This is a genomic window from Nocardioides sp. Z24_21, from assembly GCF_058134345.1.
Genome location: NZ_JBYTTH010000005.1, coordinates 84327 through 101365 on the forward strand (window position 1 = coordinate 84327; position 17039 = coordinate 101365).

Genomic DNA, 17039 nt, shown 5'->3' on the forward strand with positions numbered 1-17039 from the left:
ATGCCCTCCGCCATCGAGGTCCGCAAGGTCCCCATCCACTCCGTCGCCGACGCCTCCGAGCTGACCCGGCTCATCGACGAGGGCGTCATCGCCGCCGACCGCGTGTTCGCGATCATCGGCAAGACCGAGGGCAACGGCGGCGTCAACGACTACACCCGGATCATCGCCGACCGCGCGTTCCGCGAGGCGCTGGTCGCCGCGGGCGCCGACGCCGAGGAGGTCAAGGGCATCCCGATCGTGTGGTCCGGCGGCACCGACGGGGTGATCAGCCCGCACGCCACGATCTTCGCCACCACCGACGTGCCCGAGGACGACCCGTCGCGCGAGGAGCTGCGGCTGACCGCCGGCTTCGCGATGAGCGAGCCGCTCCTGCCGGAGGAGATCGGCTACACCGCGATGATCGAGAAGGTCGCCGCGGGCGTGAAGGTCGCCATGGAGCGCGCCGGCATCACCGACCCGGCCGACGTGCACTACGTGCAGACCAAGACGCCGCTGCTGACCATCCACACCATCCGCGACGCCAAGTCGCGCGGCAGGACGGTGTGGACCGAGCACACCCACGAGTCGATGGACCTCTCCAACGGCACCACCGGCCTCGGCATCGCCGTCGCGCTCGGCGAGATCGACATGCCCACCGACGCCGACGTCATGCACAACCGCGAGCTCTACTCCTCGGTGGCCTCGTGCTCGTCGGGCGTCGAGCTCGACCAGGCCCAGATCGTCGTCGTCGGCAACGCCACGGGCGTGGGTGGGCGCTACCGCATCGGCCACTCGGTGATGGAGGACGCCCTCGACGCCGACGGCATCTGGGAGGCCATCCGCTCCGCCGGCCTCGACCTGCCCGAGCGTCCCCGCACCGAGGACCTCGACGGCCGGCTGGTCAACGTGTTCCTCAAGTGCGAGGCCAGCCAGGACGGCATGGTCCGCGGGCGCCGCAACGCCATGCTCGACGACTCCGACGTGCACTGGCACCGCCAGATCAAGGCGTGCGTCGGCGGCGTCACCGCGGCCGTGACGGGCGACCCGGCCGTCTTCGTCTCGGTCTCCGCGGCCCACCAGGGCCCCGAGGGCGGCGGCCCGGTCGCCGCCATCGTCGACCTGGGCTGAGGCCCGCCGGCGTCGTCCCACATCCGTCCGCGGGGCCGGCAGCGCGCTGTCGGTCCCGCGTGATGAGGTGTTCCCATGAACGACACGTCCACCCGCTACCGGCTGGTGCGGCCCGAGCGCGAGGTCGTGGTCCCGCAGCTCGACGAGCACCAGCAGCGCGTGGTCGACCACGAGGGCGGCCCCCTCCTCGTGCTGGCCGGCCCCGGCACGGGCAAGACCACGACCCTCGTGGAGGCGATCGTCGACCGCGTCGAGCACCGGGGCGCCTCACCCGACGCCGTGCTCGCGCTGACGTTCTCCCGCAAGGCCGCCGAGCAGCTCCGCGACCGGGTGACGGCGCGGGTCGCGCGCACGACCGGGGCGGCCTCCTGCTCGACGTTCCACTCCTTCGCCTACGCCCTCGTCCGGGCCTACGCGCCCGCCGAGCTCTACGAGGGCGCCATCCGGCTGCTGTCGGCGCCCGAGGCCGACGTCGTGCTGCGCGAGCTGCTCCGCGACAACCCCGAGTCGGTCGTGTGGCCCGAGCCGCTGCGCCGCGCCGCCGGCACGCGCGGCTTCGTGCGGGAGGTGCAGGCGGTCCTGGCGCGGGCCCGTGAGAAGGGCCTCGACCCCGCCGGCCTCCGCGCGCTCGGCATCGAGCACGACCTGCCCGAGCTGGTGGCGGCCGGGCTCTTCCTCGAGCAATACCTCACCGTCCTCGACAGCCTGGGCGCCACCGACTACTCCGACCTCATCCGCCGGGCCGTGATCGAGGCCGAGACCCACCGCGACGAGCTGCGCGCACGCTGGCAGCACGTGTTCGTCGACGAATACCAGGACACCGACCCCGGCCAGGTCGCCCTGCTCCGGGCGCTCGCCGGCGACGGCCGCAACCTCACGGTCGTGGGCGACCCGCACCAGTCGATCTACGGCTTCCGCGGCGCCGACGTGCGCGGCATCCTCGACTTCCCCGCCAGCTTCCCCACCGCGGCCGGCGAGCCCGCGCCCGTCGTGGTGCTGCGGCGCACGCGCCGGTTCGGTCCGCGCATCCTGCTCGCCGCCGGGCGGGTGGCCGACCGGCTCACCCTCACCGGCAGCATCACCGCCGACGCCCGCCGTGACTTCCTGTCCCCGGAGGCGGTCCCGGGCCCGCACGGCGACGGGCGCGTCGAGGTCGTCACCTACGACACCGAGCGCGCGGAGGCCGAGCGGCTGGCCGACCTGCTGCGCCGCGCCCACCTCGAGGACGGCATCGCGTGGGACCGGATGGCGGTCCTCGTGCGGTCCGGCCGCACCAGCATCCCGCCGCTACGCCGCGCCCTGGCCGCGGCCGGCGTCCCCGTCGAGGTGGCCTCCGACGACCTGCCGCTGGTCCGCGACCCCGCCGTGGTCCCGCTGCTCGACGGCCTGCGCGCCGTGGTCAACCTCGACAACGACGACCCCGACTCGCCCGACCACCTCGACCCCGGCCGCATCGAGTCGCTGCTGCTCTCGCCGCTCGGCGGCCTCGACGCCTCCGACCTGCGCGCCCTCGTCCGGCGCCTGCGGGCGCGCGAGAAGACCGTCTCCGACCCCGCCGTGCGCCGCACCTCGCGCGAGCTGCTCCGCCTCTCGGTCGTCGAGCCCGGCTTCCTCGACGGCCTGGCGGGTCCCGACGTGGAGCGCGCGGCCGCGCTCGCCCGGCTGCTGCGCGAGGCGGCAGTCATGCTGGCCGACCACGCCGGCGTCGAGGACGTGCTGTGGCACCTGTGGTCCGGCACCTCCTGGCCCCAGCGGCTGCGGCGCCAGGTGGACGCCGGAGGGGCGAGCGCACGCCGCGCCCACCGTGACCTCGACGCGGTGGTCGCGCTCTTCGACCTCGCGGCCCGCGCCGTCGACCAGCGCGACCACGTCGGCGTCGCGGCGTTCTTCGCCAGCGTCGTCGCCCAGCAGCTGCCGGCCGACACCCTCGCCGAGCAGGGGGTGCGTGGCTCGGCGGTCCGCCTCCTCACCGCCCACCGCTCCAAGGGCCTCGAGTGGGACCTCGTCGTCGTCGCCCACGTGCAGCAGGAGGGCTGGCCCGACCTGCGTCGCCGCTCCACCCTGCTCGGCGCCGACCGCATCGGCGTCGACGCCGCGGGCCACCCCGACCTCGTCCCGCCCGTGACCAGCCGGGCCCTGCTGATGGAGGAGCGGCGGCTCTTCTACGTCGCCTGCACCCGCGCCCGGCGACGGCTCGTCGTGACCGCGGTGCGCTCACCCGACGACGACGGCGAGCAGCCCTCCCGCTTCCTCGAGGAGCTCGGCGTCACCGTCCACCACCAGGACGGCCGGCCGCCGCGGCCGCTGTCACTGGGCGGGCTCGTCGCCGAGCTGCGCCGCACCGCAGCCGACCCGGAGGTCAGCCCGCCGCTGCGCGAGGCGGCCGCTCGACGGCTCGCCGCGCTGGCGGCGGAGGAGGTCGACGGCCGCCAGCTCGTGCCGACCGCCGACCCGTCCACCTGGTGGGGCACCCGCAGCGCGACCCGCTCGATCCAGCCGATCCGCGACCCCGAGCGGCCGGTGCCGGTCTCGGCGAGCATGCTCGAGTCGATCCTCGTCTGCCCGGCCCAGTGGTTCTTCGAGCGCGAGGCGGGCGGGGTCTCCGCCGTCCACCAGTCGGCCAACCTCGGGCAGGTGCTCCACGCGCTCGCCGAGCGGGTCGCGGTGGGCGAGCTGCCCGCCGAGGTCGAGCCGCTGATGGCCGAGGTCGAGGCGGTGTGGGACCGGCTCGCGTTCCGCACCCCGTGGTCGCGCCAGCGTGAGCTCGCCCGGATCCGCAAGGCCGTCGCGCGGTTCGTCCGGTGGCACCTCGACAACCCGCGCGAGTTCCTCGGCGCCGAGCAGCGCTTCCACAGCGTCGTCGACGTCGACGGCCGGCCCGTGCGGCTGACGGGGTTCGCCGACCGTCTCGAGATCGACGACGACGGCCGGGTCGTCGTCGTCGACTTCAAGAGCGCGCGCACCGCCCCCAGCGGCCCCGCGGTCGCCGGCAACCTCCAGCTCGCCCTCTACCAGTACGCCGTCGACTCCGGTGCCCTCGACGAGGCCGCCGGGCGCCCGATGGCCTCCGGCGGCGCCGAGCTGGTGCAGCTCGGCATCGACGACGACTCCGCCACGGCCAAGGTGCAGGCCCAGCCCGCCCACGCCGACACGGGTCCCGAGCGCCTGCTGCTGCGCGCCGGCCTGGCCCGCGCCGCCGACCTGGTCCGGGCCGAGACCTTCCCCGCCACGGCGGGACCCCACTGCCGTGACTGCCCGTTCACGGCCATCTGCCCCGCCCGGGGCGCCGGGAGCGTGACCGTCCAGTGACCGACCTCGCCGCACCATCTGGTGTCCTGCCCGCCGGTCACCGTCCGCCGGTCCGGCTCGACTCGCCCGAGGACCTGCGGGCCCTCATGGGCGCCGAGCACGCCGCCAGCGACGAGCAGTGGGCCGCCATCACCGCACCGCTGCGGCCCACGGTCGTCGTGGCCGGCGCCGGCAGCGGCAAGACCACCCTGATGGCGCAGCGCGTCGTGTGGCTCGTCGCCACCGGCACGGTGCGTCCCGAGGAGGTGCTGGGCCTCACCTTCACCACCAAGGCCGCCGCCGAGCTGCGCCAGCGGGTCACCGCCGCCCTCGGCGCCGCCGGCCTGCTCGACCGGTCGGTGGTCGTCGAGGGCGAGGACGTGCTCGAGCCGACGGTCGCGACCTACCACGCCTACGCCGCCAACCTGCTCACCGACCACGGGCTGCGCATCGGCCACGAGCCCGACACCCGCGTCGTGTCCGACGCCTCGCGCTACCAGCTCGGCGCCCGGGTCATCGAGCGGTTCACCGGCCACATCGAGCTGCTCACCGACCACCCCGCGACCGCCATCCAGAACCTGCTCGCCCTCGACGGCGCGATGAGCGAGCACCTCGTCGACGCCGACGACGTCCGCCGCGTCGACCAGGAGGCACGCCGGGGGTTCGAGCGGGCCGTCGAGGAGGAGCTGGCCGGCAAGGCCCGCAAGACCTACCTCGACCCGCCGGCCAAGGCGATCAACGCCATCGACCGCCGCGCCGAGCTGCTCCAGCTCGTCACCGGCTACCGCAGGCTCAAGGCCGACCTCGGGCTGATGGACTTCGGCGACCAGATCGCGCTGGCCGCCCGGCTGGTCGAGGAGCAGCCGGAGGTGGGCGAGCTCGAGCGGGCCCGCTTCAAGGTCGTCCTCCTCGACGAATACCAGGACACCTCCGTGGCGCAGGCGACGATGCTCGCGCGGCTCTTCTCCGGGCCTGACCCCGAGCGCGGCCTCGGCCACCCGGTGATGGCGGTGGGCGACCCCAACCAGGCCATCTACGGCTGGCGTGGCGCCTCGGTGTCCAACATCCTCAACTTCGCCGACACGTTCCCGGCGGTCGACGGCGAGCCCGGGCGGCTGCCGCTCACCGTCAACCGGCGCTCCGACCGGCGCATCCTCGACGTCGCCAACCGGCTCGCCGAGCCCCTGCTGTCCGCCTACGGTGACAAGGTCGCGCGCCTGCGGGCGGCCGACCGCGCCGCCGACGGCCACGTCGAGACCCACGTGTTCGAGCGGGCGGTCGACGAGCTGGCGTGGCTCACGACGGAGGTCCAGCGGGTGCACGCCTCCGGCACCCCATGGGCGGAGATCGGCGTGCTCAGCCGCGACAACGCCCAGGCCGAGGACGTCTACGACGCCCTGACCTCGGCCGGCATCCCGGTCGAGATCGTCGGGCTGTCGGGGCTGATCCGCCTGCCCGAGGTCGCCGAGGTCGTCGCCACCCTCACGCTCATGCACGACGTCACGGCCAATCCCTCCATGCTCACGCTCCTCACCGGCCCCCGGTGGGCGATCGGTCCGCGCGACCTGCGGCTGCTCGCCGAGCGGGCCGCCGAGATCGCCGGCGTGCGGGGGCGCGCCGAGACCGCCACGATCGCCGACCAGCTCCTGCAGATCGCCGACGGCATCGACGTCTCCGAGCTGCCCGCCCTCAGCGACGCGGTCGAGTCGCCCGGCGACGCGGCCTACTCCGCCGAGGCGCGCGATCGCCTCGCCCTGCTGTCGGCCGAGCTGCGGCGGCTCCGCAGCCACGTCGGCGACCCGCTGCTCGACGTCGTGCGCCGCATCATCGACACCACCGGCGTCGACGTCGAGCTCGCCTCGGCCACGTCGCCGGCCGCCGCGGCCCGCCGCGACAACCTCGACCTGTTCGTCAAGGCGGTCGCGGAGTTCCAGTCCGTCGACGGCGACGTCACGCTGCCGGCGCTGCTGGCCTACCTCACCGCCGAGGACGACCAGGGCAACGGGCTCGACGTCGCCACCCCCACGGCCGCCGACTCGGTCAAGCTGCTCACCGTCCACCGGGCCAAGGGCCTGGAGTGGTCGTCGGTGTTCTGCGTCGGGGTGGGGGAGACCCGCTTCCCCAGCAACCGGTCCCGCACGCTCTGGACGTCGTCGCCCGCGGTGCTGCCCGCGCCGCTGCGCGGCGACCGCGCCGACCAGCCCCAGCTGGTCGGGCACGACAAGGCCGCGCTCGACGCCTACCGGGCCGCCACCAAGGCGCACGACGCCGAGGAGGAGCTGCGCCTGGGCTACGTCGCCTACACCCGCGCCGCCCACCACCTGAGTGTCACGTCCTACGTCTGGGGCCAGCGGTCCACGCCGTTCGGTCCCTCCGACTACCAGCGCGTGGTGCGCGAGCAGCTCGAGGAGTGGGGCCAGCCCGTCGAGCGGTGGCTGGAGAAGCCGCCGCCCAAGTCACCCAACCCCAACGACGACATCGACACCTCCCGGCCCTGGCCGGTGCCCGGCACGGGGGAGGAGGCGCGCCGTCGCCTCGCCGCGGCCGAGCTCGTCCGCACCGTCGACCGCACCGCTCCCGACGACGGCCTCGACGTGGTCGAGGCGGCCCGGGTGGCGGAGTGGGACGACGACCTCGCCCAGCTGCTCACCGAGGCGCGCGCCGAGCGTGCGACCACCGTCGACCTGCCGCTGCCCGAGAGCCTGTCGGTGACGGCACTGGCGCGGCTCCGCGAGGACCCCGAGGCGTTCGCGCGCGAGCTGGCCCGCCCGATGCCGCGACCCCCCGCTCCCGCGGCGCGCTTCGGCACGGCGTTCCACGCGTGGATCGAGCACCGCTTCGGCCAGCAGGCGCTGATCGAGCCCGACGAGCTCCCCGGTCGCGCCGACGCCGGCATCGACGACGAGGCCGACCTGGGCGAGGTGGTCAAGCGCTTCGAGGACGGTCCGTTCGGCGACCGGGCACCCCACGCCGTGGAGGCGCCGTTCGCCCTCGTGCTCGCCGGGCAGGTGGTCCGCGGCCGCATCGACGCGGTCTACCGCGAGCCCGACGGCGGCTACCTCGTCGTCGACTGGAAGACCGGACGCCACGAGACCGCCGACCCCCTCCAGCTGGCGTTCTACCGTCTCGCCTGGTCGGAGCTCACCGGCACGCCCCTCGCGCAGGTGCGGGCCGCCTTCCACTACGTCCGCACCGGGCGCACGGTCCACCTCGACGACCTGCCCGACCGCGCCGGCCTCGAGGAGCTGCTGGCGCTCTGACGCTCGCGGCTCGGCCACCGCGGGTCGTACGACGGCTGGGGCCGGTCAGCGGTCGTCGGCCAGGGCGGCCGTGAGGGCGATCTCGACCATCTCGCCGAACGTCTGCTCGCGCTCCTGCGCCGTGGTCTCCTCACCGGTGACGATGTGGTCGGAGACCGTGCAGATCGCCAGCGCGCGACGGCCGTGGCGAGCGGCCAGCGTGTAGAGCGCGCTCGCCTCCATCTCCACTGCGAGGACGCCGCAGGCGACCATCCGCTCGAGCAGCTCGGGCCGCGCGGGGTAGAACGAGTCGCTGGAGAAGATCAGCCCCACGTGGAACGGCGAGCCGCCCTCGCGCGCCTCGGCCGCCTCGACGGCACCGCGCAGCAGGCCGAAGTCGGCGACCGGCGCGTAGTCGAGGCCGTGGAACGCGATGCGGTTGATCCCTGAGTCGGTGCACGCGCCCGAGGCGATGACCAGGTCGCGCACGCCGACGCGCTCGGTGAGCGCACCGCAGGAGCCGACCCGGACGATCGACCGCACGTCGTAGTCGGTGAAGAGCTCGTGGACGTAGATCGCCATCGACGGCTGGCCCATCCCGGAGCCCTGCACCGACACGGGCGTGCCGTTCCACGTGCCGGTGTAGCCGTACATCCCGCGCACCTCGCTGTAGCAGCGGGCGTCGTCGAGGAAGGCCTCCGCGATCCACCTCGCCCGGAGCGGATCGCCCGGCAGCAGGACGGTGGGTGCGATGTCCCCGGGCTGGGCGCCGATGTGCGTGCTCATGGCGCACAGCGTAGGCCCGCGACGTCGGTCGCTAGCCTGAACGACGTGCCTCACGAACGCCTGCTCCCGCACGTCGCCCTCTCCGCCCACGCCCACAACCGGATGGGCCTGCGCCGGACCGACGAGGCGTGGCTCGCCGAGCAGATGGCCGACCCGGCCACGCGCGTCCTGGTGGTGGCGGGCAACCGGCTGCGGCCGGTGGACGGCGCCGTCCACTGGGTCGGTCCCGACGAGGCTCCCGACGGCACCCTGGTGCTGCTGGGTGCCAGCGACGACGTCGTGCACCTCGCCGTGATCGTGCCCCCCGACCGCGCGCCGGGCCCGCCGGAGGAGTGGGTCCGGCTGCGCTCGGTGCTGACGCTCCTCGCCGACGGCAGCCCGCAGGAGGCGCCCCTGGTCATGCACGCCGTCGGACTGGCCGAGTGGCACCACGCCACCCGCTTCTGCCCGCGCTGCGGCGGCACCCTGGCCAGCCGCGCCGCGGGCCACGAGCTGCGCTGCACCCAGTGCGACCGCGCGCAGTTCCCCCGCACCGATCCGGCGGTGATCATGGCGATCACCCACGGCGAGGGCGACGACGAGGCGATCCTGCTGGGACGCAACACCGCCTGGCCCGCCGGCCGGTGGTCGACGCTGGCGGGGTTCTGCGAGCCGGGGGAGACCCTCGAGGACGCGGTTCGCCGCGAGGTGCACGAGGAGGTCGGCGTCACCGTCGGCGAGGTGGCCTACTTCGGCAGCCAGCCGTGGCCGCTCCCGGCGAGCCTGATGCTCGGGTTCACCGGCCGCGCCCTCACCACCGACATCGATGTCGACGGGGCGGAGATCGAGGAGGCGCGCTGGTGGACGCGCGCCGACTTCGAGGCGGCCGGCCGTGCGGGCGAGCTGGTCGTGCCGCGCGGCATCTCGATCTCGTCGTCGCTCATCGAGAGCTGGTTCGGCCGCCCGCTCGACGGTCCCGGCTGGGGCTGAGCCCCAGGCGCCGGTCAGACGCCGGTCAGGCGCAGTTGTCGCAGATGCCCGTGGCGGGCAGTGCGAGGAAGCAGGTCGGGCACAGCTTGTCGACCCGGTCGCTGGCGGCGACCCGTGGGCGCGAGGTCGTCGCCCGCGTGGTGGCCGCCCGCGGCGTGCGCGGCGTGCGCGGCGTGCGCGCGCGGGTGCCCGGCACCCGCTCGCCGGGGGGCGAGTCGTCGCGGATCTCGAAGCCGAGGCGCCTCAGCGCCTTGCTCGCGCCCTCGGAGCCACCGGGGATGTCCGCCGGGGTGAGGGTGCGCCCGGTCGCGAGCCCGTGGGCGATGCCCGCGATGGCCGCGGCGTCGTACTCCTTGCCGTGGTGGAGCACCACGTGGGTCGAGACGCCGCCGCGCACGAGCATGTAGTTGTGCCCGCCCGCCGCGTCCCAGGTCTCCATCGCGGTGAGCACGTGGTCGCGGTCGATCGAGTTCAGCAGTGACACGGGCTCAGGCTAACGCGGACCGCTCACGGACACGAAGGCCAGCCTCACGAGAGCGAGGCCAGCTTCTCCTTGACCTGCGCCACCGACGGGTTGGTGAGCGTGCTGCCGTCGGAGAACAGCAGCGTCGGCACGGTCTGGTTGCCGCCGTTGGCCTGCTCGACGGTGACCGCCGCGTCGGGCTGCTGCTCGATGTCGACGATCGAGAACTCGATGCCCTCGCGGTCGAGCTGGCTCTTGAGGCGGTGGCAGTAGCCGCACCACGGCGTGGTGAACATGGTGAAGGTCATGGATGGAGTGTCCCCTCCGGCGTCTAGGGTGAGGAAGGCGGGTGCGCTCCACCCGCCACCAGTTCCAACCACCACCTCGCAGGAGTTGTTCCGTTGCTCGAAGCGCTCGACCCCGAGCAGCGACAGGTCGCCGAGGCACTCCGCGGGCCGGTGCGCGTCCTGGCCGGCGCCGGCACCGGCAAGACCCGGGCCATCACCCACCGCATCGCCCACGGGGTCGCGCAGGGGGTCTATGCCCCCACCGAGGTGCTGGCCCTGTCGTTCACCACGCGCGCTGCGGGCGAGATGCGCGAGCGGCTGCGGGCGCTGGGCGCGCCGGGGGTGCAGGCGCGCACCTTCCACTCCGCGGCCCTGCGCCAGCTGCGGTTCTTCTGGCCCCGGGTGCACCAGCGCGAGCTGCCCGAGCTGGTCGAGTCCAAGCTCGGCATGATCGCGTTGGCGGCCCGTCGCCAGCGCCTCGGCGTCGACCAGGCCACGCTGCGCGACCTCGCCAGCGAGATCGAGTGGGCCAAGGTCTCCAACGTCAGCCCCGACACCTACGCCGCGGTCGCGCGCAGCCGCGGCCGGGCGGTGTCCGGCCTCGACCCGGATGTCGTGGCGCGCGCCTTCGACGCCTACGAGGAGGTCAAGCGCGGCCAGGGCCGGATGGACATGGAGGACGTGCTCCTCTTCGGCGCCGGGCTGCTCGCCGACAACGACGCCGTCGCCGCCCAGGTGCGCCGCCAGTACAAGTGGTTCGTCGTCGACGAGTTCCAGGACGTCTCGCCCCTCCAGTACGCCCTCCTCGACCTGTGGCTCGGCGGCCGCGACGAGCTGTGCGTCGTCGGCGACCCCGCCCAGACGATCTACTCCTTCGCCGGCGCCGACGCCCGCTACCTGCGCGAGTTCACCCAGCGCTTCCCCTCGGCCACGAGCGTCGAGCTGGTCCGCAACTACCGCTCCACCCCCGAGATCGTCTCCGCGGCCAACCGGCTGCTCGACGGCACGCCCAGCAAGGGCGTCGACCTCCGCGCCCAGCGACCCTCGGGGGCCCGCATCACCTGGCGCGAGGCCGCCGACGAGGTCGCGGAGGCCGACGGCGTGGCCGACCGCGTGGCCGCGCTCCGTGCCTCCGGCACGCCCGCCAGCCGGATGGCGGTGCTGCTGCGGATCAACGCCCAGTCGGAGCGCTTCGAGGAGGCGCTCGCCGCCCGCGGCATCCCCTACGTCGTGCGCGGCGCGGCCCGCTTCTTCGACCGTCCCGAGGTGCGCCAGGCGATCACCCTCGTGCGGGGCGCGGCGCGCTCCGGCGAGGCCTCCGGACCCGTGTCCGAGGCGGTCCTGGCCGTGCTGTCGCAGATGGGCCACTCCACCGAGCCGCCCGAGGGCAGGGGAGAGGTGCGCAACCGGTGGGAGTCGCTGCAGGCGCTCGTCGACCTGGCCGCCGACTTCAGCCGCGATCGCCCCGACACCGGGGTCGGCGACTTCGTCGACGACCTCGACCGGCGCGCCAGCGAGCAGCACGCACCCGTCGCCGACGCGGTCACCGTCGCCACGATCCACTCCGCCAAGGGCCTGGAGTGGGACGCCGTCTTCGTGGCCGGCATGCACGACAAGATGATGCCGATCTCCCAGGCTCAGACGCCGGCGGAGGTCGAGGAGGAGCGCCGCCTCCTCTACGTCGCGATGACCCGCGCCCGCGACGAGCTCACCGTCTCGTGGGCCACCGCGCGCGAGCCGGGCGGGCGCTCCCACCGGCGGAGCTCGCCGTTCCTCGCGCCCCTGCTCGACGGCGTCCCCGGCCTGACCGGGCAGCGGCGCGAGCGCACCCGGCGCAACCGGGCGGCGATGCACTGCCGCGAGTGCGGCGGCGCGCTGTCGACCTCGGTGGAGAAGAAGACCGGGCGGTGCGCCGACTGCCCGGCCTCCTACGACGAGGCACTCTTCGAGCGGCTGCGCGAGTGGCGCCTGGCGCGCTCGGCCGACGACAGCGTCCCGGCGTTCGTCGTGTTCACCGACGCCACCTTGCAGCTCATCGCCGAGCACGTCCCGACCGACGAGAAGGGGCTGCGCGCCATCAGCGGCGTCGGGCCCGGCAAGATCGCCAAGTACGGCGACGAGGTACTCGCGCTCGTCGCCGGCGGGGCCGTCGAGAGGCCCGCCGAGAGGGCCGTCGAGGGTGCCGCTGCGGGGTCCGAGACGCCTCCGCAGAAGAAATCACGGTAATACCCAGTAAATGGTTTGCCCCTCACGATGTGAGGGGTCTAACGTTTCCTCTCACGACAACCCGCGCATGGGATCGCTGACGACGATCCGCGCCTGACGCCCCGAAGGAGGTGCCCCCCGTGGAGAACTACACGAAGACGATGACGGCGTGGTCGCCGTCCTTCGGCATGTCCGCCCTCGGCCGCCCCTGTGCGCACACGCGCGTTGTCGGTGCCGGCGTGGAGGCTGTCCAGGGCGACGCCGCCGCGATCGTGCGCATCAAGGGCGATTTCCCGGGTCCTCCCGCCTGGAGTCCGTCGACATAGGTCATCCACCTACATCGGCAGCCTCCAGGCCGCGGAACCCGACACCCGGGATCCGCGGCCTTTCTGTTTGTCCTAACCACCCGCGATCAGGTCAACGACAAGGAGGTGAACACATGACCATCAGCGTTCTCGACCGCAACCGAGCTGCCGACGCGACCGGGAGGGAGCCCCAGGCCCCGCTCGGAGCCCTGCACGACGCAGCTGCCGGAGTGGATGAGGAGTTGCTGCCCTGCCGCGTCAACGACGCAGAGCTGTGGTTTGCCGAGTCCCCCGCGGACGTGGAGCAGGCCAAGGCCCTCTGCATCGACTGCCCCGTGCAGGCGCTGTGCCTCGACGGAGCCCTCGAACGGCGCGAGCCGTGGGGCGTCTGGGGAGGCGAGCTCTTCCTCCAGGGCGTGGTGATCCCGCGCAAGCGGCCGCGAGGCCGGCCCCGCAAGTCCGAGCAGGTCGCCACCCAGGCCGGCCAGAACCAGAAGGACGGGGCCGCCGCGTAGGCGCCACCCGCTCACCCACCTCCGAGGAACCACAGGACACACATCCCATGAAGACCTACCGAAACGGACGACACGACATGAATCTCATGCACGAAGAACTCGCACGCGCGCAAATGACCGCGCGCCTGGGAGAGGCGCACGAGCTGCGACGCGGCCACCAGCTGGCCCTGGCCCGTCGGATGAGCCGCAAGGCCGAGCAGGCCGCGCAGCAGGCGCGCCTCGCCCTCGCCCGCGCGCTCTGATGCTCCGGGGCCCCTCGGCCCCGGACCCGCTCGCCCTGATCGCGGGTGAGTCCACACCCGGTGAGCCGGTGCGTCGTCACGGTGACGACGCACCGGCTCACCGGCGTCTCCGAGCGGCCCGTGCGGCCCGTGCGGAGTAGCCTCGGGGCGTGAGCGAGCCCGTCACGTGCGACTTCTGCGGCACCAGCGCCCCGCAGGAGCAGACCCTCACCTGGACCGTCGCCGTCGAGAACGGCCGCCGCCGCGCCTTCTGCGACACGTGCTCACGCACGCACCTGCGGGCCATGGAGAGCAAGCTCGACAGCGAGTGGTGGTGACCGCGACCCCGCCTCACGGGGCCTCGAACCACCCGCACCCGCAATAGGGGTGGCGCCGCCAGCGCCGCACGGCCGGCAACGGCTCGTGGTCGAGGCGCCACGATGTCAGCCACGTGTGCGGCAGCTCGCCGCGCGACCAGGCGGCGAGGTCGCGCGCGGCCGTGCCCACCCCGAGGGCGAGCAGCGGGCGCGGCACGTCGTCGGCGCCCGGCGCGCCGCCCTCCTCGAGGACCGCCGCGGCGACGCACCTCGCGCACGGGCCCAGGCCCGGGGCCACCCACGGTCCCACCTCCACCGCCCACGGGTGCACCGCGAGCAGGACGTGCGGCAGCGAGTCGACCGACCACGCATCGACGGTGCTCGACACGGTCCGCCCCGGCGTCACCGCGACGCCCACGGGCGCCTCGCGGTCGAGGAGGACGCCGGCGGCGGTCAGCGCCGCGACCACGGGCGGGGTCCACGCGTCAGGGCAGTCGAGCTGCGCCCGCAGCAGGTGGGCGTACGGCGGACTAGGACGCGCGGTCACCCCTCGACCGTGCCACCTCGGGGCCCCGGTCGGGGCGTCCTCCACAGGCGGATCCGTGCCCGGGAACGACAGCGGCGGCGCCACCCCAGGGGTGACGCCGCCGCAGTGAGCTCAAGAGGTGAGGCTCACGCCTTGCCGAGGATGCGGTTCAGGTTGGTGCCGCAGACCGGGCAGACGCCCTTGGCCATCTTGGTGCCCTTGTCGTTGACCTTGATCTCGCCCTCCGCCTCGCGCTTCTCCTTGCACTTGACGCAGTAGAACTCACCGCTCCAGGTCTCCGCCATGACGGCCTCCTTGCTTGTTTCTTCGTGGTCGTCGCGACGGGGTTGTCGTAGGGGAAGCCCGCCGGGGATAACTGGCGGTTGCCAGCGCTCCGCGGACGACCCTACGCCACGCTCGGGCCACGCTCACGCACCACACGCGCCACGCGTGGAAACCCGCTTCCGGGACCGGCACCCGTTCGGCCGCCGTTTGGCCCCCTCCCGGCTCCCTCCCGACCACCGCCCGACCGTCGCCCGACCGCCGTCGGGCGCCCGCCCGGCCCGGCCGCGCCCCGGCCGGATCAGTACCCTCGGCCCATGCCAGAGAAGTCCCCAGACCTCACGCACCTGCGCCTCGAGCGCCCGTCAGAGGGGGTCGTCCTGCTGACCCTCGACAACCCCGCCATGCGCAACGCGATGAGCGAGCAGATGACCTCGTCCTGGGTCGCGGCCACCGACGCGATCGCGGCGGACCCGTCGGTGCGGGCAGTCGTCGTCACGGGGGAGGGCAGTGCCTTCTGCTCCGGCGGCGACACCTCGTGGATCGCGAGCGAGCCCGACGCCGGCGTCGACCGGCTCCGCTCGCGGATGCTGCCGTTCTACCGCTCGTGGCTCTCGATCCGGCGCCTGGAGGTGCCCACGATCGCGGCGGTCAACGGGCCCGCGATCGGCGCCGGGCTCTGCCTCGCACTTGCCTGCGACATCCGCTACGCCGCCGAGGGTGCCAAGCTCGGCGTGCCCTTCACCAAGCTGGGCATGCACGCCGGCATGGCCGCCACCCGACTGCTGCCCGACGTCGTGGGGGCGGCGCACGCACGCGACCTGCTGCTCACCGGCCGGGTCGTGGAGGCCGACGAGGCGCTGCGCCTCGGGCTCGTCTCCCGGGTCGTGGACCGCGCGACCTTCCTCGACGACGTGCTCGAGACGGCGGCCGGCATCGCGGCCACGGCTCCCATCGCGTCACGGCTGACCAAGGTCGCGCTGGCGGGCGGCGGACCCGCCGACGTCGAGTCGGCGCTCCAGTGGGAGGCGCTCGCCCAGCCGGTGACCCTCGCCACCGCCGACCTCCAGGAGGGCATCGCGGCAGCGCGGGAGAAGCGGGCGCCGGAGTTCCGCGGCCGCTGAGGCACGCTGCACGTAGGAGGGCCCCACGGCCCTTGGCGCCTGCCTTCCCCTGCTGGCGTCGAGGAGCCGCGGGGCCCTTCTGGCCGCAACGCTAGGGCCGACCCCCCGGGCGGTCAACAGCGCGATGTCCACGCCTGTGGACAGCCCTGTGGAGACCGTGTGCACCGTGGCCCGCGGGCCGTGGACGACGGCCTCCCACATGGGGACGGGCCTGTGCGCGACACGCCCGGCCCGCGCGCCGTACTGTGCCCCTGACCAGCGCACGAGCCGGTGCGGGGGCTGTGGAGGAGAAGTAGTGGACCAGACGGAGCAGGGCGGCGCGCGCGGGCCGGTCGCGACCCTGCGACGCATCGCGTTCCTGATGGAGCGCCAGCGCGAGGAGAGCCGGCGGATCGAGGCGTTCCGCAAGGCCGCCCGCACGATCCTGCCGCTGCCCGACGATGAGGTACGCCGCCGCGCCGCCGACGGCACGCTCACCGACCTGCCGGGCATCGGGCCGAGCACCGCCGCCGTGATCACCGACGCCTGCAACGGCGTCGTCCCCGAGCGCCTGGCCCGGCTGGAGACCACCGCGGGACCGCTCGCCCGGGGTGGGGAGGAGCTGCGCGCCAGGCTGCGCGGCGACCTGCACTCCCACTCCGACTGGTCCGACGGCGGCTCGCCGCTGGAGGAGATGGCGATGACGGCCATGGAGCTGGGCCACGACTACCTCGTGCTCACCGACCACAGCCCGCGGCTGCGGGTCGCCAACGGGCTCAGCGCGGAGCGGCTGACCCGCCAGCTCGGGGTCGTCGACGCGGTCAACGAGCACCTCGGCGGGTCGTTCACCCTGCTGAAGGGGATCGAGGTGGACATCCTCGACGACGGCTCGCTCGACCAGACACCGGAGATGCTCGACCGGCTCGACGTGCGGGTCGCATCGGTGCACTCCAAGCTCAAGATGGACCCCGAGCCGATGACGAGGCGGATGGTCGCCGCGGTGCGCAACCCGCACACCAACGTGCTGGGCCACTGCACGGGCCGCCTGGTGACCGGCAACCGGGGCGTGCGTCCGCCGAGCAGGTTCGACGCGACGGCCGTCTTCACCGCCTGCGCGGAGGAGGGGGTGGCCGTCGAGATCAACTCCCGGCCCGAGCGGCGCGACCCGCCCACCCGGCTGCTCGAGCTGGCGCGCGACCTCGGCTGCCTGTTCTCCATCGACTCCGACGCCCATGCCCCGGGCCAGCTCGACATGCTCGACCACGGCGCCGCCCGGGCCACCGAGGCCGGGATCGACCCCGAGCGCATCGTCAACACGTGGGATCGCGACCGCCTGCTGGAGTGGGCCGGCTCGCGGTCCTGAGCGCTGGCCGCCCCGGCAGGCGGCCAGCGCGTTCGCCTGCCGATGTGGGTGCAGGAGGCTAGG

15 protein-coding genes and 1 pseudogene are annotated in these 17039 nt (G+C 74.1%); 11 read left to right on the plus strand and 5 right to left on the minus strand.

Translation table 11 applies throughout. The features are described 5' to 3' along the window. The 3 genes from bar (at position 1) to AC3X7Z_RS15780 (ending at position 7655) form a co-directional block, all read left to right on the plus strand. On the plus strand, positions 1-1107 hold the full coding sequence (gene bar, locus AC3X7Z_RS15770; protein ID WP_186341514.1) for a barbiturase: 1107 nt from the start codon (positions 1-3) through the stop codon (positions 1105-1107). Positions 1108-1182: 75 nt separating this feature from the next. Next, entirely contained in the window at positions 1183-4416 is a 3234-nt protein-coding gene (locus AC3X7Z_RS15775) for an ATP-dependent helicase (RefSeq protein WP_489976536.1), read from the plus strand. Beyond that, positions 4413-7655 carry an ATP-dependent helicase gene (locus AC3X7Z_RS15780; protein WP_489976537.1) on the plus strand — a complete coding sequence of 1081 codons (3243 nt, stop codon included), beginning with the start codon at positions 4413-4415 and terminating at the stop codon, positions 7653-7655. Before AC3X7Z_RS15775 ends, AC3X7Z_RS15780 begins: the two co-directional genes overlap by 4 nt. 45 nt (positions 7656-7700) lie before the next feature. On the opposite strand, the gene deoD is transcribed toward AC3X7Z_RS15780, so the two are convergent. Then, entirely contained in the window at positions 7701-8420 is a 720-nt protein-coding gene (gene deoD / locus AC3X7Z_RS15785) for a purine-nucleoside phosphorylase (protein ID WP_489976538.1), read from the minus strand. A gap of 45 nt (positions 8421-8465) precedes the next feature. Here deoD and nudC point away from each other — a divergent pair, with 45 nt between their 5' ends. Further along, on the plus strand, positions 8466-9389 hold the full coding sequence (gene nudC / locus AC3X7Z_RS15790) for an NAD(+) diphosphatase (RefSeq protein WP_489976539.1): 924 nt from the start codon (positions 8466-8468) through the stop codon (positions 9387-9389). A gap of 25 nt (positions 9390-9414) precedes the next feature. On the opposite strand, the gene AC3X7Z_RS15795 is transcribed toward nudC, so the two are convergent. After that, positions 9415-9873 (minus strand): ScoMcrA-related endonuclease, encoded by a 459-nt coding sequence (locus AC3X7Z_RS15795; protein WP_489976540.1) that lies wholly within the window; start codon positions 9871-9873, stop codon positions 9415-9417. Positions 9874-9917: 44 nt separating this feature from the next. Beyond that, positions 9918-10160: a mycoredoxin gene (locus tag AC3X7Z_RS15800; RefSeq protein ID WP_186341518.1), complete on the minus strand. Its 243-nt coding sequence runs from the start codon at positions 10158-10160 to the stop codon at positions 9918-9920. A gap of 93 nt (positions 10161-10253) precedes the next feature. Between AC3X7Z_RS15800 and AC3X7Z_RS15805 the strand changes: the two genes are divergently transcribed. The 5 genes and pseudogenes from AC3X7Z_RS15805 to AC3X7Z_RS15825 all read left to right on the plus strand — a co-directional run bounded on the left by AC3X7Z_RS15805 (position 10254) and on the right by AC3X7Z_RS15825 (position 13723). Beyond that, positions 10254-12365, plus strand: coding sequence for an ATP-dependent DNA helicase UvrD2 (locus AC3X7Z_RS15805; protein ID WP_489976541.1), 2112 nt, complete (start codon positions 10254-10256; stop codon positions 12363-12365). Positions 12366-12484: 119 nt separating this feature from the next. Beyond that, complete coding sequence (locus AC3X7Z_RS15810; protein ID WP_186341520.1) at positions 12485-12670, plus strand: hypothetical protein; 186 nt, start codon at positions 12485-12487, stop codon at positions 12668-12670. A gap of 113 nt (positions 12671-12783) precedes the next feature. After that, positions 12784-13164 (plus strand): WhiB family transcriptional regulator, encoded by a 381-nt coding sequence (locus AC3X7Z_RS15815; RefSeq protein ID WP_489976542.1) that lies wholly within the window; start codon positions 12784-12786, stop codon positions 13162-13164. A gap of 23 nt (positions 13165-13187) precedes the next feature. Continuing rightward, positions 13188-13406 (plus strand): annotated as a pseudogene (locus tag AC3X7Z_RS15820) (hypothetical protein); the annotation flags it as partial. A 149-nt stretch (positions 13407-13555) separates the two neighbouring features. Continuing rightward, on the plus strand, positions 13556-13723 hold the full coding sequence (locus tag AC3X7Z_RS15825) for a hypothetical protein (protein WP_489976543.1): 168 nt from the start codon (positions 13556-13558) through the stop codon (positions 13721-13723). A 13-nt stretch (positions 13724-13736) separates the two neighbouring features. On the opposite strand, the gene AC3X7Z_RS15830 is transcribed toward AC3X7Z_RS15825, so the two are convergent. Both AC3X7Z_RS15830 and AC3X7Z_RS15835 read right to left on the minus strand, forming a co-directional pair. After that, a complete protein-coding gene (locus AC3X7Z_RS15830) occupies positions 13737-14249 on the minus strand; it encodes a hypothetical protein (protein WP_186341523.1) in 513 nt (170 codons plus the stop codon). Positions 14250-14374: 125 nt separating this feature from the next. Further along, positions 14375-14533 (minus strand): DUF5679 domain-containing protein, encoded by a 159-nt coding sequence (locus tag AC3X7Z_RS15835; RefSeq protein WP_090969683.1) that lies wholly within the window; start codon positions 14531-14533, stop codon positions 14375-14377. 294 nt (positions 14534-14827) lie between these two features. Between AC3X7Z_RS15835 and AC3X7Z_RS15840 the strand changes: the two genes are divergently transcribed. Further along, the gene (locus tag AC3X7Z_RS15840; RefSeq protein WP_489976544.1) at positions 14828-15634 is read left to right on the plus strand and encodes an enoyl-CoA hydratase/isomerase family protein; all 807 of its coding nucleotides are present in this window, start codon (positions 14828-14830) and stop codon (positions 15632-15634) included. Between the two features lie 295 nt (positions 15635-15929). Next, a complete protein-coding gene (locus AC3X7Z_RS15845; RefSeq protein ID WP_489976545.1) occupies positions 15930-16976 on the plus strand; it encodes a PHP domain-containing protein in 1047 nt (348 codons plus the stop codon). Positions 16977-17039: the final 63 nt, after the last annotated feature.

Excerpts from the sequence above, each read along its gene's own strand:
- bar (WP_186341514.1), top strand. The coding sequence starts at position 1 with ATGCCCTCCGCCATCGAGGTCCGCAAGGTCCCCATCCACTCCGTCGCC.
- AC3X7Z_RS15775 (WP_489976536.1), top strand. The coding sequence starts at position 1,183 with ATGAACGACACGTCCACCCGCTACCGGCTGGTGCGGCCCGAGCGCGAG.
- deoD (WP_489976538.1), bottom strand. The coding sequence starts at position 8,420 with ATGAGCACGCACATCGGCGCCCAGCCCGGGGACATCGCACCCACCGTC.
- AC3X7Z_RS15800 (WP_186341518.1), bottom strand. The coding sequence starts at position 10,160 with ATGACCTTCACCATGTTCACCACGCCGTGGTGCGGCTACTGCCACCGC.
- AC3X7Z_RS15815 (WP_489976542.1), top strand. The coding sequence starts at position 12,784 with ATGACCATCAGCGTTCTCGACCGCAACCGAGCTGCCGACGCGACCGGG.
- AC3X7Z_RS15835 (WP_090969683.1), bottom strand. The coding sequence starts at position 14,533 with ATGGCGGAGACCTGGAGCGGTGAGTTCTACTGCGTCAAGTGCAAGGAG.
- AC3X7Z_RS15840 (WP_489976544.1), top strand. The coding sequence starts at position 14,828 with ATGCCAGAGAAGTCCCCAGACCTCACGCACCTGCGCCTCGAGCGCCCG.